Here is a 19,772-nt window from a genome sequence, read left to right as displayed (position 1 = left end):
GGGATGTATCAAAAAAGGAGTTTTCATGAGCCAAGCAAAATCTTACGCCGCGTTTTCCGCTGACAAGCCGCTCGCGCCGTTTACCTTTGATCGTCGTGAGCCTCGCCCTGACGATGTTGCCATTGAAATCCTTTACTGCGGCGTATGTCACAGCGACCTGCACTTTGCGCGCAACGACTGGGGCATGACCCAGTATCCCGTGGTGCCTGGTCACGAAATCGTGGGCCGTGTGACGTCCGTGGGCAGCGACGTGACCCGTTTCAAAGCCGGTGATTTGGTCGGTGTGGGTTGTATGGTCGATTCCTGCCGCACCTGCTCCGCCTGTCAAGATGGCGTCGAACAGTACTGCTTGGAAGGCTTCACCATGACCTACGGCAGCCCGGACCGCCAAGACGGCACCATGACGCAGGGTGGTTATTCCGACGCCATCGTCGTCAGTGAGCACTTCGTGCTGAAAATGCCGGACGGTATCGATCTAGCCTCAGCAGCCCCCATCCTGTGCGCCGGTATCACCACCTACTCTCCGCTGAAGCATCACGGTGTAGGCAAAGGTCATAAAGTAGGCGTGATTGGTATGGGTGGCCTGGGCCATATGGGGGTCAAACTGGCCAAGGCATTGGGCGCCGAAGTGACAGTCTTCACGCGCTCCGATGCCAAGGTGGAAGAAGCCAAGCGTAACGGTGCCGACCATGTGGTGGTCTCCAGCGACCAGGCGCAAATGGACGCCGTGGCCGAGACGTTCGACTTCATGCTCGATACCGTGCCGGTTCAACACGACTTGAACCCTTACCTCGCATCGCTGAAGTACGACGGTACGCATATTCTGGTCGGCCTTCTAGAGCCCATCGAACCGGCCATCGAAGCATTCAATCTGGTGTTCAAGCGCCGCGTCGTCGCAGGCTCTCTCATCGGCGGTATTGCGGAAACCGAGGAGCTGCTCAAGCTTTGTGCCGAGCAGAACATCTCTTGCGATATCGAAATGCTCGATATCCACAAGATCAACGAAGGCTTCGAGCGTATGGAGAAAGGGGACGTGCGCTACCGCTTCGTGATCGACATGGCGACGTTGAAAGATACCGCTGCCTAAGCCATCGTGCTCCAGCAAGCCCACCGCAAAATGGCGGTGGGCTTTTTTGTTCGTTCGTTATGTCATCTTCGTTGGTAGACAAAGGTCTTAGTGTCTTCATATTACTTCCTGTGATGCTTTACCCTCGTGATGAGTGGGGTGACGACTAAAAAAGCAGAAGGGAACAGAATGATGAAACGACTCTCCATAAAATGGAGCCTGACGGCGGCCCTGGCGCTGCTCGTCGTCATGATTGGCTTGATCAGTGCACTGGGGTTTTACACCAATACAACGAGTGATCGAGCACTCAACGAGATCAATAATATCAACGTGCGGCTTGCCAACTTGGCGAACCGTACTCAAGTGAACGCGCTCAGAGCGCAAACCTTCCTCGACCGTTCGGCCAGCTTCAGTACCCAAGGCAACCCTGACAAAGGGCAGCAGAGCTTAGCCATGGCGGCAGAGGCCGTGGCGGCAGCGCAAACCCGCTTCGCTGAGTTCTCGGCGATCCCGGCCACGCCGGGCAGCGAATTGGCCCAACGGCGTGATAGCGTGGTCGAGGCCTACCATGCCTTTGTGACCGACGGCATCGTGCCGCTCTTGGACGCCGCGCCGTTTCAAATTCAGCGCCAACAGGAGGCGTTGGGGGAGCTGGGAGCCGACCTGGATGTCGCGATGGGCGAGTTCGTGGCCTACACCGAAGCACGCGGCCAGCAGGTCATGAGTCAGGTAGAGCGCTTAGCGACGATCGGCGGCGCGGTGGCGATAGGTTTGCTGCTGTTTTCACTGCTGGCGGCGATCGCCATTCGTATCGCGATGATGCGTGGCGTGGTGAACCCGCTCCAGCAGGCGCTCGGCCATTTCGATCGCATCGCCAACGGTGATTTGACCGGGCGTATCGAGGACCGTGGGCATAATGAAATTGGCCAGCTCTTCATCGGCCTGGCGACCATGCAAGAGAAACTGAAGACGCTGGTCATGTCCCTTCGCAGCAGCAGCGAGCACGTCTACAACGGTGCCAGCGATATTTCATCGGGTAGCCAAGATCTCTCGTCGCGCACCGAGCAGCAGGCCTCGGCGCTGCAGCAGACGGCCTCGAGCATGGAGCAAATGGCCACCACGGTGGGTAAAAATGCCGAGATAGCGCAAGAGGCCGATCAACTGTCGGTCACGGCGTCTCAGTCTGCCGAAGCGAGCGGTGAAGAGGTCGAGCGTACCGTTCAGCTCATGCGTGAGATCGCCGCCAGTGCCGACCGGGTCAACGATATTATCGGGGTGATCGACTCGATTGCCTTTCAAACCAACATACTGGCGCTGAATGCTTCGGTCGAGGCGGCCCGGGCTGGCGAGCAGGGGCGTGGCTTTGCGGTGGTGGCGAGCGAAGTACGTTCCCTAGCGACACGCAGTGCCGAGTCGGCCAAAGAGATACGGGGCCTGATCGAACAGACCACGTCGCAAATCACCACGGGCGCCACTCAAGCCGAGCGCAGCGGGGAGACCCTAAGCCAAACCGTCGATGCCATCCGCCAAGTCACCACGTTGATGGGCGAGATTTCCACGGCAACGCGCGAGCAAAATAGCGGCATCGAGCAGATCAATGCCGCGCTGACGGAAATGGACTCGGTGACGCAGCAAAACGCCGCGCTGGTGCAGCAAACCAGCTCGGCAGCCAGCGCGCTGGAAGCTCAGGCGAGCCAGTTGGCAACGCTGATGGCCACCTTCAGGCTGGCCGAAGGTAGCCAAGCGCCAGCGGCCAGCGCACCCACATTAGCGCAACCGCCGCAGCATGCGCCTGCCAAGCCCGCTACGTCTGCGGCGGCGCCCAACAACGACGATTGGGATGAGTTCTAGCCAAGCAGCCATCTCGAACGTCACGAAACAGGGCGGCTAGAGGGCCGCCCTGATGATGGATGCCGACATCGATAGGAAGGAGCGCGTTTTAGGTGTGGGCGACAACGCGAATACGTACGTAGTCCGCCGTCCAGTTACCTTGGCCGTCGCTTAGGCTATGGGCCAGCAGGTTGAGGGTGTTGTCGAAGATAGCGTCTTTCAGGTCCGGGTCTAACCCGTGAAAGAAGGGACTCGCAAAGGTGTCTAGCCAGCTTGCCATGCCTTTGGGTAGCGGCGTAGGGCGCGGAATGAGTTCGACGCTTTCCACACGAAAACCGACCGTTTGCAGAAGGTTGGTGTACTCCTGTGTGGTCGGAAAATACCAGGGGTGGCGTCCCTTCGAGCTAATGCCGCGAAACTGTAGCGAGGCAATCAGTGCGGTGCAGATCGCTGCCACATTGCCATGGCCACCAAACTCCGCCACGAATCGTCCGCCGGGTTTCAAAGCACGCTTTATTCCCGCCAGCACGGCTTGAGGGTCGAGCATCCAGTGCAGCGCCGCATTGCTGAAGACCGCATCGAACTCGTGGTCGAAGGGCAATTGATGGCCGTCGATCACACGCGCCGTCACCCCTCGCTGTTGGGCGGCGGCGACCATCTCTTCTGACGCATCGATACCCAGCACGTCGGCGCCAAGTTGCATGATGCGCTCGGTAAGCGCACCGTCACCACAGCCCAAGTCCAAAATACGCTGTCCAGGCTGCGGCGATAGCAGGCGCACGACCTCCATACCTAGGTCAGGAACAAAGCTGGCGTGTTCCGCATACCGACCGGCGTTCCATGCCTGACCGGGCGGTGTGTGAGAGGCGTGTGACATATCGGCTTCCTAGCAACGTTAATAGGCCTGAGTATTACAAATAGTATAGCGAGCCTTGGCTATCCCGCGTGCAACAGTGCGTAAAAATTCTTTTATCCACCGTACGTTAACCCGCTCGAGTAGCTACCCAATCTTAGACAATAGCGTTACGCTGAAACCTCACCAGGGAGAGAGCCGGTATGAACCAACAACATCAAGCGGATGATAATTTTGAAGGGGGGGATCAGGGTCGTGAGGCGACCGGCCAGCGCGAACCCACCTCCCAGGCGTCCGGTACTCAGCAGGAAACACGAGAAGCGAATTTGCCTTCAAGAGCGGCCGTGGTGCATCAGCATTTACGCTTAGAAGGGCAAAAAGAGCTCTCGAGAGACTCCATGGCGTTGCTATGGTCAGCCATTGCGGCGGGGATTTCGATGAGTTTCTCCATGGTGGCACGTGGCGTACTGCATGCCCATCTGCCGCAAACCGATATTGGCTTCTTAGTCGAGTGTTTAGGCTATACCGTGGGCTTCATCGTCGTCATTTTGGCCCGCCAACAGTTATTTACCGAAAACACGGTCACCGCCGTTCTGCCTGTGATGAGCCGACCCACGTTACCCAATCTGGGAGCATTGGGCAGGCTATGGGGCGTGGTATTGGTAGGCAACCTGATGGGGGCGGCGCTCTCCTCGTTTACTTTTTTGCACATGCCGATGTTCGACGAAGCGACGCACCAGGCGTTCATCGCGCTAGGAGAGCACATGATGGCCAACACGCCCATGGAAATGTTCTCTAAAGGGATTCTCGCTGGTTGGATGATTGCGACCCTGGTATGGCTGATTCCCGCTGCCGATCAAGCCAAAGTGTGGATGATCATCATCGTGACCTATGTCATGGCGATTGGTGAATTCACCCACATCATCGTCGGCACCAGCGAAGCGCTGTATTTGGTGTTCGATGGCCATATTACATGGTCCGACGCGGTCGTCGGGTTCGCGCTACCGACGCTGGCTGGTAACGTCATTGGCGGTACCTTCATTTTTGCGCTGATCAGCCATGCGCAGATTCGCGGCGACGTCGAGGCGCAGCGAGAGTGTAAGCAGGGCCTGTTCAACCGTCGCCAGCGCTAACTTTCTCAATAGACGATTACTCAGGAGGCAACTGGTATGAATGATGTCATCAAGCTACTGAACGCCCACCGTTCGATTCGTAAATTCACCGATCAAGCGATCCCCCAAGGCCTGCTGCGTGAACTGATTCAAGCGGGCCAAGCGGCGGCAACGTCGAGCCATGTACAGGCCTATACGGTGATCCATGTGAAAGATGCCGCCAATCGAGAAGCCATCGCGGAGCTGGCCGGAGGCCAAGGCTACGTAGCCAGCAGCGCGGCGTTTTTGGTTTTCTGTGCCGATATGAAGCGACCTACGGAAGCGTCTGCGCGCACCGGTGCCAACGTCGAACGCGGTATGACCGAACAGCTCTTAGTGGCCACCGTGGATACGGCGCTGATGGCGCAGAACGTGGCCGTGGCAGCGGAGTCCGAGGGCTTGGGCATTTGCTATATCGGTGGCATTCGCAATAACCCGGAAGCCGTTAGTGAACTATTGCGCCTGCCAGCCCATGTGTATCCCGTGTTCGGCATGTGCCTGGGCTACCCAGCGCATCAGCCGGAAGTGAAGCCGCGTCTGCCCGTTGAAGCGATTCTGAAAGAGGACTACTACACTGAGGATAGCGATCATGTAGCCGCCTTTGACGACACCATGCAGGCGTACTATCAATCGCGTAGTAGCGGTAATAAAAACAGTGATTGGTCGCACAACCTAACCCCTCTATTCGATAGCAAGCTGCGCCCCCATATGCGTGACTTCTTGGTGAAACGCGGCTTTACCATGAAATAAGGAGTCCTCTATGTCTCTACAGCGTGCCTATGTGCTACTGGCCGGGCTTTATAGCCTGTTACCCGTCATGGGCGTCGTGGCGATCTTTGCCGGCGGGGGAACGCCGCTGGCCATGGCGCACTTGTTCTTCGGAGCGCTAGGCGTGGTGGGGCTGTGGGGATACATCTTGAATCGCGCCATGATGAGCCAACGCATGTGGCGGCCGCTGGCAGCGGTCTTGTTGGTCGGTAGCGTGATTCAGCTTGTCATCATGCTGACCATGCCGGTATCGGGCGTACTGTTGACTTGGATGCTGACCAGCAGCATTTTCGCTGTTCTGCTGGCGGTCCTCCTCTACCACTACGGTAACCGCGACCAGCCGTTATGGGCCACCGACGAAGAGCGTGATGCGGCCAAGCGGCTGGCGACGCTGTTGGAGCAGCAGTCGAAAGTCACGCTGGTGTACCGGGAGCCGGGGCATGAAAATAGCGTTAACGTCGTCAAAGCTGGCAACGACTACCTAGCCAACGTGACGCGTCGCTACCAAACGGACGATGAGCATCGACAGGAAACCTTCGAGCGCCGTTTTCGGCATCCTGAAACGCTCGTGTATTTTGTCGATAAGTTTGCCAGCATCTCGCCCACTAGCGTTTCGACGTCGTCCTCCATGACGCCTGCCGTTTAGGGGAAACGTCTATCGGCAGCGGGGCAGAACGATGCCAAAAGCTGCACAGCCAGCTGCGTTTTGATGGTGTGGTACAGCGGGACGATGCGCTTGGGAAGATGCGCCTCCGCTACCCGCTGGTCGATGTAGTAGGGCGCTCGGCTGCCGCAATAATTGATCACCCCACCTACTTGTTGAAAATGCAGTCCGGACGCTTTCAATAAACGGCTAAAGCGAGGCTCCAACATGGCAAAGACATGGTGGCGCCCGCTCAACCCCACCATGGCCGTGGCGGCAAGAAAGAGGCTAAGACTCAACAAGGCCGGGCTCTCTTTGATGCTTTCGTAAGGCGTTTGAGCCGTTGGTGAAGTCGAAGGGAAGTCCTGAGAGGCAAGCTCAGGACGCGAGAGCGGTTTTTTCCGCACGGTGGGGTGGACGGCCAATCGCGACACTTCGCACGTTTTGTCAGAAGAAAAGGCATGTGGATGGGTATCAGGCATGAAGAGAGGAGCAGGATAGTACGCTTCCAACGGTAGGGAACATAAAGGTCGACCAAGGACGGGTTCGATCAACACGACCCTGACGCAGCCCACGTCGATACCCGTCGCGTTATGGTGAAGCAAGCAGAGCAGCGAGTGTTGATCGTGTGCGTCGCACTCGATGTTCAGCGTGTTTTCATTACCAATGGCATAGTTGAGTTCTTCGATGAAGACCGCGTGGCGCAGCGCAAACGCTCGATATTGTTCGTCTGGGGTCTGGGCAATGATCAACGTAAAGTGGTCATTGAAAAACGTTGGGCTAAACGTGCTCTCTTGAAGCGTATCAGGTGACGTCATGGTGGGTTTTATTGTCGTTATCCCCATCGTTCATCCTCTCAGTAGCTGCGCTAGGGGCAGTGGCTTGCCTACATGAAAGCCTTGCCCGTATGTAATACCGTACCCTTGTAGGATAGGCAGTAGCGGCGCTTGGTCGACGAACTCTGCAATGGTTTGCTTGCCAAACCCTTTGGCGATGTCGGCTATGGCTTTCACGATGGTATGGCTATCGGGATTGATCAATAAGCTACGAATGAACGAGCCGTCTATTTTGATGTAATCCACCGGTAGCTGGCCCAAATAGTGAAAGCTGCTAAAGCCAATACCGAAATCGTCCAATGCCGTGCGGCAGCCTAAATCGCGCACCGTTTGTAACACGTTGCGTGCGGTCGAAAAGTCGGTGATCGCAGCGGTTTCGGTGACTTCGAGAATCAAATGATGAGGGTCAGCGCCACTACGCTGCAGCTCGTCGGTTAGATACTGCTTTAGCTCCAGGTCATGCAGCGACTGCCCTGACAGATTCACCGCCAAGGAAATACCGCGATCTTGCAGCGTACCAAGCGCTTGCACGCTATGCTGGATGACCCATCGGTCCAGCGGCACCACCAAGCCACTCTGTTCGGCAATGGCAATGAAGTGCTGTGGAGCGATCAGGTTGCCGTCGGGATGGCGAAGACGCAGCAGTACTTCATAATGTTTGATATCTTGATCGGCCAAACGCACGATGGGTTGTACCATCAGTTCGAAGCTGTCGTTTTCCAGCGCGTGATGCAACTGCTCTACCCAATACACGCGATCCTGTAACTCGTCTTTTGCGTTTTCGGCCTGGGATAGGAGATACCAACGCTGGTGAGTGCTCTCCTTGGCTTTGTACATCGCCATGTCGGCGCTCGCCAGCAGATCGGCGGGGTTGCGCCCGTGAAGTGGGAAGAGCGCAATGCCCATGCTGGCGGAGATATGGTGCTTTCTGCCCGCCGATTGGAAACCGATCCCGCTTAGCAGCTGATGAATATACCCCGCCATGCTAATGGCCTGCTCGCTGCTGACCCCTTCCAGCAGCAGCGCGAACTCATCCCCACCCAGGCGTGCAATGATGCTGCGCTGGCCAAGGTTCAAGAACAGCGTCTCGGCGACCTCGCGCAGAAGATGATCGCCAACGTGGTGGCCGCTGAGCTCGTTGATCTCTTTGAACTGATCCAAATCCAGCAGCAAGATGGCGCCTTCGCCGTTGTGCAACAGCGCATTTTGCAGGGCATCCTGAAAATAGCGGCGATTGAACAGCTCCGTGAGCGGGTCGCGTTCTGCTAACCAAATCAGCCGCTCTTCGGCTGCTTTGCGTTCGGTAATGTCCAACCCTACCGAAATGCACAGCGCCTCTTCCCGGGGGCTAGCGGGCAGGACGGAGTGGTACCACGCAACGATGCAGCAGCGTTTATCGGCGGTTTGTAGGGTTTTCTCTTCCTGGCGTGGCGTGGACGATGCGGAATCGAACGACGCATCTTTTGCCATGAAGCGTCCCGGCAGCGCCGTGTGGCGGGCTTGATCGAAAATATCGCTAAAGTAGCGGCCAATGAGTTCGCTATCTTTCAGCGCCAAGCGGGCGCGGGTGTAGTCGTTGACCCGCCGAATACGCCCTTCCTGGCTGTGTACCACGATAAATACCTGAGCGGTATCTAGCAGACTGTTGACGAAATCTCTCTCATGAGCCAGCTCGTCGATACGCTCGGCCAACTGGCGGCTGTTTTCGGTCACGCTGGCTTCCAAGTTCGCTAACTGGTTCGCCAGCGTGCGAGTCGCGCGCTCAACCACATCGATTTCGTTGGAGAGCCGTGGCGTGCGCGCAGGCAGTTTGCCGCGTACTTCCGTAAAGTCCCTTCTGGCCAGCGCCGGTAACAGCGCGGCTACTCGACGTAGGCGCGCCATGGGACCCAGTAGAATGGCGAGGAGTAACAGCTGAGCAGCCAGCCAGCCTGCTACGCCGAGCAGCAGCAGCGTATTGGTGGCTTTCTGAATCGCGACGACCTGCGCCGTCACATCGGAAATCAGCAGAAAATAGCCGGTGCTGCGCCAGTCGGCATCGTTCTCCATGTATACGGCGCTGAGTTCTAAGTCGCGCTGCGCGTAAGACAGGTTGAGCGGCCGTTTGGCCAGTTCCGCAATGGGCGCCGAGCGCGCCGCGCGTTCCAGCAGAGGCAGCGTCGTCTCGCGGCTGGTAAGGGCAACCAAGTGGCCATTCCACTCCGACAGTTGGCGGCTCGCCTCTAAGCGGTTCGTGCCGGTGTAGCCCGCCACTAGTAGGGCAACCTCACTACCAGAAACTTCCCTGGCTTCCCGGGTCACGTCAGCCAGCGAACGAGACAGCACCACCATGCCAATGCTGCTGCCTGCCAATAAAATAGGCACGGCGGCGAACTGCTGACAGGTCAGCCCGCAGCGCAGCGTGGTCATCGGGGCCTCGCTTGACAGCACCTCGTCGACCCAGCCCTCGACGGGTATATCTAACGGGGGGTGGTTGCCACCGGAGTGGCCGAGCAACCGTCCCAATGGGTCGAACACAAAGACCTCGTCCACACCCGCCTCCAATTGCAGCGGTGGCCACTGATCGCGTAGCGCGTCATCGATGGCGGTAACATCGCCGATGGACAGTGCCTCGCCGAGGGGGGCTGCCGAAGCAGTGAGCCCCGCCAACTGGCGTAAGTTATCAGCAGAGCGTTGAAGGGCAAGGCGTATCTCGCGCTGCTGGCGCTCGTGATGGGCCACGCGGCTATTGGCAAACTGTTGGGTCAGGTGGTGATGCCCAAGCCAAATGAGCAGTGCCACCAACGTCAGCAACAGAAGGCTGCTAAGCGCGGTGACCCGCCAAGCGAGGCTAAACCGATGACGTGCTGGTAAAGAAGAAAACCGACTCATCACAGCAGTTCCCGATCAGGTCCATGGGTTAGAAGCGCAGCGATAGTTGAAAAAGCAGCATATTCCAGCGTTGGCGTGTGGCGTTGGCGTCTGGATTGTCTTGATTGGGTAGCCAGCCAGTGCCATCCACCGCGTGGTACTCGCCTGCCAACATCAGCCTGGGCGTGGGCGTCCACTGCACGCCCAGTGTCAGGTCGTCGGCAAACTGTGAATGGGCCGGGCCAAGGCCTGCCTGCTGATAGCGCTGGCCCGAGCGGTCGTCAGTGTCGTTGATCAAGCGATCGAAACGGACCAGCCCGCTCCAGGTAGGCGTAAAGCGGTACTGATATTGCACGTACCAGCTCTCGCCGGTGATATCGAAGGTGCGCGGCAAGGAGTCGCCGTCGAGGGACTGTTGGCGACGCGCGTACTCGGCGGTCAGGCTCCAGTACTCATCGTTGTACTGAAGCGAAGCGATCCAGGGCTGGAACTCGAAATCGGCAGCCTGTCCGCCAAGCGATGTATCGAGGTTCACCGTGGCGGTACTTAGCGCCGCGACCCACTGACCGGTAGGGTCTTCGAAAAGCAGTTGGGCAATCGCGGAAGGCTCTGCCGCCGAGACATCCTGCGCCGCACCATTGAAGAGCTGGCGCGTGAGCGTCGAGCCGGTTTGCGGGCGGCCAAGCCCACTGCGAAAACGCAGCGTGCCTGCGTCAGTGTAGGCTTCCCAATAGACGCTCACGCCATCGGCGGCCAGGCCCAGGGCGCGGGTGCGATCGAAATAGATAGATTGCGGCAGTAAGATACTGGGCCGTGTGAACGCCACGTCGCGGGTTTGGTTGTAGAGTCCGAAAGGGTTCTTGAAACGTCCTAGCTGAATGCCCACCGTGCGTGAGGTATTGGAGCTCATTTGATAGTCGATGACGCCGTAATCCAGCGTGGGCTCGGCATCCTCGGTGTCGCCGCCAGCGCGGCGGCTCAACAGTTGGGCGGCCACCAGCACCTTACGGTGAGGACGAAACGACGCGTTCAACCCAAGCTCGGTGAACTCCAGGCTGCCTGCGTGATCGCTACTGGCACCAAAAAAATCGTTATCATCGGTGACCACCAGCGCTTGGCTAAGAAAGCCATGTACCTGCAGCGTATTGCTTGGGTGGTCGTCACCATGGGCGCCCAAGGGCAGCAGCGTCAGCAGCCCCGCAGCCAGCCATGACGTGAGTGGGGAACGTTCACTCCATTGAAATAACACGGACGCTCTCATCCAGGTACTCCCTTTCAAGGTAACCCAGCGCGCCGGGTGTGCTAGCGACTTGCTGACGCATGTCGGCTTGGTCGCGTGCTCGGTTAGGGGCTTGCCCCATGCCGGAAAATACCATTCTGTCCCATGCTAACTGTAGTTGATGGGGATAGACCCCCAACTGCTCTTTGCTAAATCGACCGTGAACCGGGTCCCGATTGGGTAGCACGTACACTTGCGCAGCCTGTCCGTTGGGCCAAGTGCGCTGGCGCATGGCGAACATGGCGCGCGCGGTATCCCGGCTAACGTTGGCAGTGCCCACCGACGGGTGGGCAATCAAAACGATCGTGTTCGGTAATTCGTTGGGCTGGGCTGACGCGGGGGTAAAAAGCAGGCCAATGGCTATGAGCGCTGTCAGTGAAGCGCTCAGCAGCGTACGTCGCGGCCTCTTAGACGGCATGACCTAAGGGGTGTCCGTGCTGGCCAAACGTCAGCGTGATGCCTCCTGTGGGGAGTGCCCACCCATTAGCTGTGAATGAATAAATGACGCGTCTCCCTTGCGACGTACGACCAAAAAAGAGCAGCCAGAGCCAAACGCTTATCGACTGTATTCAACGACGCAAGCGACACGCAATGGCAAAAACTGACCAGGGTGTCATGGTAATTTACATCACCTTTCGCATGCGTGCGTTGGCCTGTATCAACGGTGGTGTAGGTAGCCTGGCTTACTCGCTGACGAGCTCCAGCAGGCGATCAGGATAATCGGTAAACAGGCCATCGACGCCTAGCGCCATCAACCGCTTCATCTCGTCCTGCCCATTGATGGTATACACGTGAACCGACAGGCCATGTGCCTGCGCCTGACGAACAAAATCAGCATCGATGACCTCGTGGCCCCGGTAGGCGGCATTGGTGCCAATCCCCACGGCGTATTCGGCAATGCGCTCGAAATCCTCATCTCGGATGCTGTCGGCCCCCGGCGTGGTGTCGTTCCACTCGGTCAACGTGGCGCTATCCTGCTCGCTTGGGGAGTACCAGAGCAGTTGAATGAGCGGCACATGGGGGTTCGCCGTACGCACTTTGAGCAGGCTCTCTTGGTCGAACGACTGCACCAGCACACGGCCTTGCTCGATCATGTCGTAGGCTTCCAGGCGTTCGACCAAGGCTTCTTCCAAGCCAGGGTTGAGGTCGGGGGATTTGGTCTCGATGTAATAGCGGGTTGTATGACCGAAATGATCGAACAGCTCGTCCAGCGTCAGGATTTGCGCGCCGCGATACTCCTCTTCCGTACGCTCGGGGTGGGCCTCGTGGAACCATGTCCCCGTATCCAGCGTTTTTAACTCGGCCAAGGTGTAATCGTGAATATGGCCTTCGCCGTCGCTGGTACGCTCGAGGGTGTCATCGTGAAACAGCACCACCTCGCCATCGGCGCTGAGCTGCGCGTCCAACTCTAAATAGTCTACGCCCCAACGGTGGGCGAGTTCGTAGGCCGCTAACGTACTTTCCGGTGCGTGGCCGCTTGCGCCGCGGTGGGCAATCACCTGGAAACTAGTTAAATCCTCACGCTGCTGTTTCAACGGCGTATCGTTTGCCGCCGTAGCAGCGGTAGCAATGCCCGTGATCACCATCGGAGTCATCAACAGAGCAGTCATCAGGGAATAGCGCGACATGAACACTCCTTGAAAACGAGTCATAACGAAGGTCATGTAACGACCTTAACCTCGCCACATGACAAACGCACGCAGCGTCGTTGGGAATAGTGCACTGACCGTTGAATCAGTAACGGAAAACGTAAAAGCGACCAAGCATCGCCGAATGTTTTAGTCTGCTGGATAGCGTTATCAAAAAGAACCACTATAGAGGTGCGTTATGACCCAACCGCTCAGCGTCGGAGCGCGAGTTCTGCGTTTTGTCATCGCTTTGTTAGCAGGCGTTATCCTGGGGAGCGTGGTGCAGACTCAGATCAATCTGGCAGCACTACAAGCGTTAGGCGTGGCTATCCCGTTTAGCGTAAGAGCATCGACTACCGGGAAAGATCTCATCCACTTTGCCCCCCTTTATGCAGCCGTACTGCTGCCTGGGTTTGCCATGTCACAGGTTGCTGCTGCGCTGATAGTTCGCCGAAAGGTGAGGAAGTGTCGCGCGCTGATTCACGCCTTAGCGGCCGTGGTCGGGCTGTGGGTCACTTTTTGGCTGGCGAATGCCTTTGCGCCCATGCCCACGTTGATTGCGGCGACTCGCGGGCCGTTAGGGTTGGTAGCCATGCTGGCTACGGCAGGGCTTGCGGGGTGGCTGTTGGCAGTGCTCACACGTGACAGGAGTAACGCTCGAGGGGCGGCCAACATAGCCGTGATGGCAGGGGCGTTACTACTGCCCGTGGCACCTTCGGTAGACGCTCAGCCTGCTCAAAGCACCTACCAAATAGACATTTTAACGGAGGGCTTGGCGCATCCGTGGTCGCTGGCATGGTTACCTGATGGGCATATGCTGGTCATCGAGCGCCCTGGGCGTCTTCGGCTGTTAAGCGCGCAGGGCGAGACACTGGTGGAGTCGCTGGGGGGTATTCCCGACGTTTATGCCTCTGGGCAATCGGGCCTTTTTGATGTGCTGTTATCACCCCAATTCGAGCAAGACCAGCAGCTCTATCTTAGCTATGCCTGTGGCACCGCTAGCGCTAACCACACGTGCTTGGCGAAAGCGACGCTCGGGGAGAATCGCTTGGAGCAAGTGGAAGAGATATTTCGCGTACACCCAGCAAAAAGCGGCGATGCCCACTTTGGCGGCCGCCTCGCGTGGCTTGCGGATAGCACCTTGATCATGACCCTAGGCGATGGATTTGATAACCGCGAAGAAGCGCAGCGAACGACCAGCCATATTGGCGGGATTGTGCGCCTGAATCCTGATGGCAGCGCTCCAAGCGATAACCCCTTCATCGCAGATGCCAACGCACTGCCAGCGCTTTACAGCATTGGCCACCGCAACGTGCAGGGGCTGGTCTTCGATAACGCCAATCAACGTCTCATCGCCCACGAGCACGGCCCACGAGGCGGCGATGAGTTAAACGTGATCACCCCAGGAGGCAACTACGGCTGGCCTATTGCCACTGGTGGGCTAGATTACACCGGCGCTCGGGTATCCCCGTTTGAAGCGTACCCCGGCATGCTGCCACCTGCGCTTGAATGGACGCCCTCCATCGCGCCTTCCGGTCTAGCGCTATACCAAGGTGAACTGTTTCCCGAATGGCAGGGCGATCTACTCGTCGGTTCGTTGGTCAATCGTGAGGTCCGCAGGGTGCGGCTGCGTGAAGACGGCGGCGCAGAAGAGGTAGAGAGGCTGTTCGGTGAACTCGATGCCCGAATTCGCGATGTGCGGGTCGGCCCCGAAGGGGCGGTGTATCTGCTCACCGACAGCCCAGATGGGCAACTACTGCGGGTGGTGCCCCGTTAATCAACTAAACTGAATAAAGAAAGCGCTAACAGGTAGGTTGCTCAGGAGATGTCATGATTCATAAGGAACATCACCGCTCTCATCGGTCGGGCTGGTTAAGGGCCGCTGTACTAGGCGCCAACGATGGCATTGTGTCGACTAGCAGCTTGATTTTAGGGGTAGCCGCAGCGGCTACGGCACAAAGCGATATTTTGCTGGCGGGGGTGGCAGGGTTAGTCGCTGGGGCGATGTCGATGGCGGCGGGGGAGTACGTCTCAGTCAGTTCGCAATCGGACACTGAGCGGGCCGATTTGGCCATGGAGCGGAAGGCGTTAGCGCACCATTTCGATGACGAAAAAGAGGAGCTGGCCGCCATCTATGTCGAGCGTGGCCTGACGCCTGAGCTGGCCCACCAAGTCGCGGAGCAGCTGATGCAAAAAGATGCCTTGGGGGCACATGCGCGGGATGAAATCGGCATTACCGATGTGAGCCAAGCGCGGCCATTGCAGGCAGCGTTCTCATCGGCGGTGATGTTTACCCTCGGTGCGCTGCTACCGCTACTCGTCGCTTGGTGGGCACCCTTAGTGCTGCTGATACCTCTCGTTGCCATTGCGTCATTGGCGTCGCTGGCGCTGTTGGGTGCACTGGCCGCCAAAGTGGGCGGTGCGCCAGTGCGTACCGCCGCCTTACGGGTGCTGTTTTGGGGTGCGCTGGCCATGGCGTTGACATCGCTGATTGGCCGATTGTTTGGCGTTATGGCATAACCTGTATATGTCCATCGCTTGTAAGGAGAACGCGCATGCTGGCCTATACCATGGTGGGAACGAAAGACCTCGCGCGTGCTCTGCGGTTCTATACGCCGCTGTTCAATGCCATGGGGCTGGATATTTGTTGGCAAGATGATAGTTGCGTCTCATTTGGTGACCCGGACGATGTCAACGTGCCCCAATACTTCGTAGGCTACCCCTTCGATGGTCACGAGGCCACCGTCGGCAATGGCACCATGACCGCTTTCCAATTCGCCGATATCAAAGAGGTCGATACGCTGCATCACCTCGCCCTGGAAAGCGGCGGAAGCGACGAAGGCGCACCGGGCTTTCGACCGCAGTATGGCGACGGTTTCTACGCCGCCTATGTGCGCGACCCCGATGGCAACAAGCTGGCGTTCGTGGTGTATCCGCACCGAGTAGGGCTTTGATTACTGGCCCTGCTGAGCGAGTCGATCAATCAGCCACGCTGCCTCTTTAGGGTGACTCAAGCGGATGAACTGAATATGTCGATAATGAGGGTTCACCATGTCGGCAAAGTAGCGACGCCGATTCGAGCGCCAGTTCGTCAGCATCCAGACCAAGATGGAGTCACGGCTCATAAACGTCTTGCGAAAGCTTTCTCGATTGCCGGTGCCCGGCCAAAGCTCTTCATTGCTAACAATACGAGTAATGGCGCGACAAAGGCTTTGGCCAAACACGCGCCAAAAACCGTAATCTAGCCAAATCACCAGGTCGACATCGCGCCATTTAATGTCTCGGGTACGATTGAAGTTGCCGTCGAGTATCCAGCCGGTTGTCGATTCATGTAATGCGTTACTGAGTTTGTCGAAAAACTCAGCATCGGGCGTCGCTTGCCAATGATCTTTCCAGAAAAGCTGGTCCATCTGAATATGAGGGACGTCGAGTGTTTCAGCGAGCCTTTTTGCCAGCGTACTTTTACCGGATCCGCTAGTACCGACGACATTGATCTTCATCATGACAGCCTGCCAATAAACGGCGCGACAGCTTAAACAGAGCACAATAAGTGCGCAAGCTGGGCGTGCGCGTTTAGCTGTTCTGAATACTCAAGCGTCCTACACCAGGGGCGCAACTCTTTAACTCATTGCGTAACCAGTCAGCCAGCGCTTCGCTGCGGCGGGCGTTGGTGTGTTTGGGTAGCCATAGGCAAAGTCTGGCCGGGGTTTCGATGCTGCCCCAGGGGGCGACTAGCCGGCCGCTGTTTAGGTCGTCCTCCACCAGTAGCCTAGGGGCGATAGCTACCCCCAAGCCCGCTACGGCGGCTTCCATTAAGTAATAAAGGTGCGCGAAGCCTTGGCCCTTCTTCAGAGCCGTTTCCAAGGTGCTGCCATTCAACTTTTGAGCGGCTGCCCACTGGGGCCACGCTTGGGGGCGCGAGGCGGTATAAAGGAGCTTATTGGCAAATAGCGTTGCCGGATCAGCGTTTTGGCAAGCGCAAGCCAAGCGGGGGCTGGCGACGGCGCAAATTTCCTCAGGCATCAGCGTGATCAATTCACCCTCTTCAGGCCAGGGCGGTTCGAAAAAGGCCAGCGTGACACTGGTTTCCGGCTGCCCAGGCTGCTCGGCATCGCTCACCACCACCTGAAGTTTTAGCTCCGGCAGCGCTTGGTTCAAGCGGTCTAAACGAGGAATCAGCCAGCGGGCCAGCAGACTGCCGGGGCAGGCCAGGGTAAACGGCGCTTCTTCCACCTCATGCTTGAGCAACGTGCAACTATCCCTCAGTTTTGCAAAGGCTTCGCCCACGCCGCTTTGCAGCCGCTCGCCGTGGTGGGTAAGTACCAACCCGCGCCCGGACTTGGTGAACAGCGCCACGCCAAAATGCTCATCCAGGCTCTTTAGCTGGCGACTTACCGCGCCGTGGGTCACGCTCAGCTCATCGGCAGCAGCGGTCACGCTGCCTAGCCGGGCAGTAGCTTCAAAGGCGCGCAGGGCGCTCAAGGGCGGCAGGCTGTGTTGCATGGGGTCTCCTGAAACAGTTGCGTAAAACTCACAGGTGTTTGCCATCTTATCGATTTTTCTTCCCGCCTGCCTGCGCTAACGTCATTACAACCCTAAATCGCACCCAAAACGCAGAGGTCGTGATGAACCAACCTTTAACCTTGCCCGATGCCAACGGGTTGTTTGGCAGCTTTGGCGGCCGCTTTGTCGCGGAAACCCTGATGCCGCTGATTCTCGAGCTGCAGGACGAGTACGCCGCTGCAAAAAATGACCCCGAGTTTCAGCGCCAGCTCGCCTATTTCCAGGGCGAGTATGTAGGGCGCCCCAATCCGCTCTACTTTGCCGAGCGCCTCACCGAGCACTTCGGCGGTGCCAGCATTTACCTCAAGCGTGAAGAGCTGAACCACACCGGCGCACACAAGATCAACAACTGTATTGGCCAGGTACTGCTGGCCAAGCAGATGGGCAAGAAGCGCATCATCGCGGAAACCGGCGCAGGCATGCACGGCGTGGCCACCGCCACCGTGGCGGCCCGCTTTGGGTTGCCCTGCGTGATCTACATGGGCGCCACCGACATCGAGCGCCAGCAGCCCAACGTGTTCCGGATGAAGCTGCTGGGCGCGGAGATCGTGCCGGTCACTTCCGGTACCGGCACGCTCAAGGATGCCATGAACGAAGCGCTGCGCGACTGGGTCACCAACGTCAACGACACCTTCTACATCATCGGCACCGTGGCAGGGCCGCACCCGTACCCGGCCATGGTGCGCGATTTTCAGGCGGTGATTGGCCACGAAACCCGCGCCCAGATGCTCGAAAAGCAGGGCCGCCTGCCGGATTCGCTGATTGCCTGCGTGGGCGGCGGTTCCAATGCCATGGGCCTGTTCTACCCGTTCATCAACGATGACAGCGTGCACATGGTCGGCGTGGAAGCGGGCGGTAAAGGCGTCAAGAGCGGCCTGCACGCCGCCAGCCTGAACGGCGGAACGCCAGGTGTCCTACACGGCAACCGCACCTATCTGTTGCAAAATGAAGACGGCCAGATTATCGACGCTCACTCGATTTCCGCCGGGCTCGATTATCCCGGCATCGGCCCCGAACACGCCTGGCTGCACGAACAGGGGCGGGTCGAGTACGTCTCTGCCACCGATGACGAAGCGCTGGAAGCCTTCCAGATCTGCTGCCGCCAGGAGGGCATCATCCCCGCCCTGGAAACCGCCCACGCCCTGGCCGAAGTGGCTAAGCGCGCGCCGACACTGCCCCGCGAGCACCTGATGGTGGTCAACCTCAGCGGACGCGGCGACAAGGACATGAACAGCGTGGCCGAGCATTTAGGCGACCGCTTCGGCATGACACATTCATGAGCGCGACCCAGGAGAACACCATGAACCGTACCTCTCGACTCGACGACTGCTTTGCCGCGTTCAAAGAGCAAAACCGGCCCGCGCTGATCAGCTACCTCACCGCCGGCGACCCGGACGCCGAGACCTCCCGCCGCCTACTGCACGGGCTGCCGGAGGCCGGTGTGGACATCATCGAGCTGGGCATGCCGTTCAGCGACCCCATGGCCGATGGCCCCGCCATTCAAAAGGCTGCCCTGCGCGCCCTGAAAAATGGCCAAACCCAGGCCAAAACGCTGGACATGGTGCGCCAGTTCCGTGAACAAAACGGCACGACTCCCATCGTGCTGATGGGCTACTACAACCCGATTTACTGCTACGGCGTCGAGCGTTTTCTCAGTGACGCCGCACAGGCAGGGGTAGACGGGCTGATCGTGGTGGACCTGCCTCCCGAGCACGACGAAGAGCTGTGCCAGCCCGCCGCTCAGCACGGCATCGATTTCATCCGCCTTGCCACGCCCACCACCGATGCCAAGCGGCTACCCAAGGTGCTGGCCAACGCTTCCGGGTTCATCTACTACGTTTCCGTGGCGGGTGTGACGGGCGGCAGTGCCCCCACACCCGAGCGTCTGGAAAGCGCCGTGCACCAGCTGCGTGAACACACGCCGCTACCCATTGCCGTGGGCTTCGGCATTCGCACCGCCGAACAGGCCGTCACCATTGGCCGCTTCAGCGACGCCGTGGTCGTAGGCTCCGCGCTGGTAGATTGCATCGAACACGCCAGCAGCGGCGATGACGCCGTGGCGCGGGTGCATGGGCTTGTAAAAGAGCTGGCGGAGAGTGTGAGAGGCTGCCGAGAAGCCCAGCAGGAACATGCCAGTTTGCCAGCCTGAAGGAAGTGGGAAAGCGCTATCAAAAACACAGAGCGGGCCATGATGGCCCGCTCTGTGTTTTACTGAATCCACCACGCCCAACTTGCCGTCGTTTCTAGAAAACAGGCATCATCCACGTTTGACGGCGGGATAACGTCACGTGTACTCAAACAGAGG

General features: G+C 58.4%; 18 protein-coding genes. 10 read left to right on the top strand and 8 right to left on the bottom strand.

The window, feature by feature from the left end:
- The first annotated feature begins 25 nt into the window (after positions 1-25).
- On the top strand, positions 26-1,087 hold the full coding sequence (locus FRH_RS00595) for an NAD(P)-dependent alcohol dehydrogenase (RefSeq protein WP_044628419.1): 1,062 nt from the start codon (positions 26-28) through the stop codon (positions 1,085-1,087).
- A 168-nt stretch (positions 1,088-1,255) separates the two neighbouring features.
- Entirely contained in the window at positions 1,256-2,917 is a 1,662-nt protein-coding gene (locus FRH_RS00590) for a methyl-accepting chemotaxis protein (RefSeq protein ID WP_281997541.1), read from the top strand.
- An 88-nt stretch (positions 2,918-3,005) separates the two neighbouring features.
- Here FRH_RS00590 and FRH_RS00585 read toward each other — a convergent pair whose 3' ends face one another.
- A complete protein-coding gene (locus FRH_RS00585; RefSeq protein WP_139526684.1) occupies positions 3,006-3,773 on the bottom strand; it encodes a class I SAM-dependent methyltransferase in 768 nt (255 codons plus the stop codon).
- Positions 3,774-3,952: 179 nt separating this feature from the next.
- On the opposite strand from FRH_RS00585, the gene FRH_RS00580 reads away from it, so the two are divergent.
- The 3 genes from FRH_RS00580 to FRH_RS00570 are packed head-to-tail and all read left to right on the top strand — an operon-like array spanning position 3,953 to position 6,314.
- The gene (locus tag FRH_RS00580) at positions 3,953-4,882 is read left to right on the top strand and encodes a formate/nitrite transporter family protein (protein WP_044628422.1); all 930 of its coding nucleotides are present in this window, start codon (positions 3,953-3,955) and stop codon (positions 4,880-4,882) included.
- Positions 4,883-4,918: 36 nt separating this feature from the next.
- On the top strand, positions 4,919-5,650 hold the full coding sequence (gene nfsA, locus FRH_RS00575; protein ID WP_139526687.1) for an oxygen-insensitive NADPH nitroreductase: 732 nt from the start codon (positions 4,919-4,921) through the stop codon (positions 5,648-5,650).
- A 10-nt stretch (positions 5,651-5,660) separates the two neighbouring features.
- Positions 5,661-6,314, top strand: a complete 654-nt coding sequence (locus FRH_RS00570) for a hypothetical protein (RefSeq protein WP_153842691.1) — start codon at positions 5,661-5,663, stop codon at positions 6,312-6,314.
- Here the strand turns inward: FRH_RS00570 and FRH_RS00565 are convergent.
- The 5 genes from FRH_RS00565 to FRH_RS00545 form a co-directional block, all read right to left on the bottom strand.
- Positions 6,311-7,129, bottom strand: a complete 819-nt coding sequence (locus tag FRH_RS00565) for a PEP-CTERM/exosortase system-associated acyltransferase (protein WP_281997540.1) — start codon at positions 7,127-7,129, stop codon at positions 6,311-6,313. The two genes, FRH_RS00570 and FRH_RS00565, sit on opposite strands and share 4 nt — an antisense overlap.
- Positions 7,130-7,159: 30 nt before the next feature.
- Positions 7,160-10,018, bottom strand: coding sequence for an EAL domain-containing protein (locus FRH_RS00560; RefSeq protein ID WP_153842693.1), 2,859 nt, complete (start codon positions 10,016-10,018; stop codon positions 7,160-7,162).
- Positions 10,019-10,046: 28 nt separating this feature from the next.
- Positions 10,047-11,246, bottom strand: a complete 1,200-nt coding sequence (locus FRH_RS00555; protein ID WP_281997539.1) for a porin — start codon at positions 11,244-11,246, stop codon at positions 10,047-10,049.
- Positions 11,227-11,694 (bottom strand): hypothetical protein, encoded by a 468-nt coding sequence (locus FRH_RS00550; RefSeq protein ID WP_218013974.1) that lies wholly within the window; start codon positions 11,692-11,694, stop codon positions 11,227-11,229. Before FRH_RS00550 ends, FRH_RS00555 begins: the two co-directional genes overlap by 20 nt.
- A 265-nt stretch (positions 11,695-11,959) precedes the next feature.
- Positions 11,960-12,904, bottom strand: a complete 945-nt coding sequence (locus tag FRH_RS00545) for a glycerophosphodiester phosphodiesterase (protein ID WP_281997538.1) — start codon at positions 12,902-12,904, stop codon at positions 11,960-11,962.
- A 199-nt stretch (positions 12,905-13,103) separates the two neighbouring features.
- On the opposite strand from FRH_RS00545, the gene FRH_RS00540 reads away from it, so the two are divergent.
- From FRH_RS00540 to FRH_RS00530, 3 genes are read left to right on the top strand one after another with little or no spacing between them, the layout of a single operon-like run.
- Positions 13,104-14,681, top strand: coding sequence for a PQQ-dependent sugar dehydrogenase (locus tag FRH_RS00540; protein WP_153842696.1), 1,578 nt, complete (start codon positions 13,104-13,106; stop codon positions 14,679-14,681).
- 53 nt (positions 14,682-14,734) lie between these two features.
- The gene (locus FRH_RS00535; protein ID WP_044628427.1) at positions 14,735-15,424 is read left to right on the top strand and encodes a VIT family protein; all 690 of its coding nucleotides are present in this window, start codon (positions 14,735-14,737) and stop codon (positions 15,422-15,424) included.
- A 35-nt stretch (positions 15,425-15,459) separates the two neighbouring features.
- Entirely contained in the window at positions 15,460-15,858 is a 399-nt protein-coding gene (locus FRH_RS00530; protein WP_139526703.1) for a VOC family protein, read from the top strand.
- Here FRH_RS00530 and FRH_RS00525 read toward each other — a convergent pair whose 3' ends face one another.
- Together FRH_RS00525 and FRH_RS00520 are read right to left on the bottom strand one after the other, a co-directional pair.
- Positions 15,859-16,407 (bottom strand): shikimate kinase, encoded by a 549-nt coding sequence (locus FRH_RS00525; RefSeq protein ID WP_281997537.1) that lies wholly within the window; start codon positions 16,405-16,407, stop codon positions 15,859-15,861.
- Positions 16,408-16,477: 70 nt separating this feature from the next.
- Positions 16,478-17,407 carry a LysR family transcriptional regulator gene (locus FRH_RS00520; RefSeq protein WP_281997536.1) on the bottom strand — a complete coding sequence of 310 codons (930 nt, stop codon included), beginning with the start codon at positions 17,405-17,407 and terminating at the stop codon, positions 16,478-16,480.
- A 122-nt stretch (positions 17,408-17,529) separates the two neighbouring features.
- Between FRH_RS00520 and trpB the strand changes: the two genes are divergently transcribed.
- Entirely contained in the window at positions 17,530-18,747 is a 1,218-nt protein-coding gene (gene trpB / locus FRH_RS00515; protein ID WP_281997535.1) for a tryptophan synthase subunit beta, read from the top strand.
- Positions 18,748-18,767: 20 nt separating this feature from the next.
- Positions 18,768-19,616 carry a tryptophan synthase subunit alpha gene (gene trpA, locus FRH_RS00510; protein WP_281997534.1) on the top strand — a complete coding sequence of 283 codons (849 nt, stop codon included), beginning with the start codon at positions 18,768-18,770 and terminating at the stop codon, positions 19,614-19,616.
- Positions 19,617-19,772: the final 156 nt, after the last annotated feature.

This window comes from Halomonas sp. A020 (assembly GCF_027943625.1).
Classification (GTDB): domain Bacteria; phylum Pseudomonadota; class Gammaproteobacteria; order Pseudomonadales; family Halomonadaceae; genus Vreelandella; species Vreelandella piezotolerans.
Note: the sequence above shows the minus strand (reverse complement) of the source record. Positions and strands in the feature narration are given on the sequence as shown.

Bases quoted from the DNA above. Each gene is read 5' to 3' on its own strand.
- FRH_RS00540 (WP_153842696.1), top strand. From the start codon at position 13,104: ATGACCCAACCGCTCAGCGTCGGAGCGCGAGTTCTGCGTTTTGTCATC.
- FRH_RS00535 (WP_044628427.1), top strand. From the start codon at position 14,735: ATGATTCATAAGGAACATCACCGCTCTCATCGGTCGGGCTGGTTAAGG.
- FRH_RS00580 (WP_044628422.1), top strand. From the start codon at position 3,953: ATGAACCAACAACATCAAGCGGATGATAATTTTGAAGGGGGGGATCAG.
- FRH_RS00550 (WP_218013974.1), bottom strand. From the start codon at position 11,694: ATGCCGTCTAAGAGGCCGCGACGTACGCTGCTGAGCGCTTCACTGACA.
- FRH_RS00570 (WP_153842691.1), top strand. From the start codon at position 5,661: ATGTCTCTACAGCGTGCCTATGTGCTACTGGCCGGGCTTTATAGCCTG.
- trpA (WP_281997534.1), top strand. From the start codon at position 18,768: ATGAACCGTACCTCTCGACTCGACGACTGCTTTGCCGCGTTCAAAGAG.
- FRH_RS00590 (WP_281997541.1), top strand. From the start codon at position 1,256: ATGATGAAACGACTCTCCATAAAATGGAGCCTGACGGCGGCCCTGGCG.
- FRH_RS00525 (WP_281997537.1), bottom strand. From the start codon at position 16,407: ATGATGAAGATCAATGTCGTCGGTACTAGCGGATCCGGTAAAAGTACG.
- nfsA (WP_139526687.1), top strand. From the start codon at position 4,919: ATGAATGATGTCATCAAGCTACTGAACGCCCACCGTTCGATTCGTAAA.
- FRH_RS00565 (WP_281997540.1), bottom strand. From the start codon at position 7,129: ATGACGTCACCTGATACGCTTCAAGAGAGCACGTTTAGCCCAACGTTT.
- FRH_RS00585 (WP_139526684.1), bottom strand. From the start codon at position 3,773: ATGTCACACGCCTCTCACACACCGCCCGGTCAGGCATGGAACGCCGGT.
- FRH_RS00530 (WP_139526703.1), top strand. From the start codon at position 15,460: ATGCTGGCCTATACCATGGTGGGAACGAAAGACCTCGCGCGTGCTCTG.
- trpB (WP_281997535.1), top strand. From the start codon at position 17,530: ATGAACCAACCTTTAACCTTGCCCGATGCCAACGGGTTGTTTGGCAGC.
- FRH_RS00545 (WP_281997538.1), bottom strand. From the start codon at position 12,904: ATGTCGCGCTATTCCCTGATGACTGCTCTGTTGATGACTCCGATGGTG.
- FRH_RS00595 (WP_044628419.1), top strand. From the start codon at position 26: ATGAGCCAAGCAAAATCTTACGCCGCGTTTTCCGCTGACAAGCCGCTC.
- FRH_RS00560 (WP_153842693.1), bottom strand. From the start codon at position 10,018: ATGAGTCGGTTTTCTTCTTTACCAGCACGTCATCGGTTTAGCCTCGCT.
- FRH_RS00520 (WP_281997536.1), bottom strand. From the start codon at position 17,407: ATGCAACACAGCCTGCCGCCCTTGAGCGCCCTGCGCGCCTTTGAAGCT.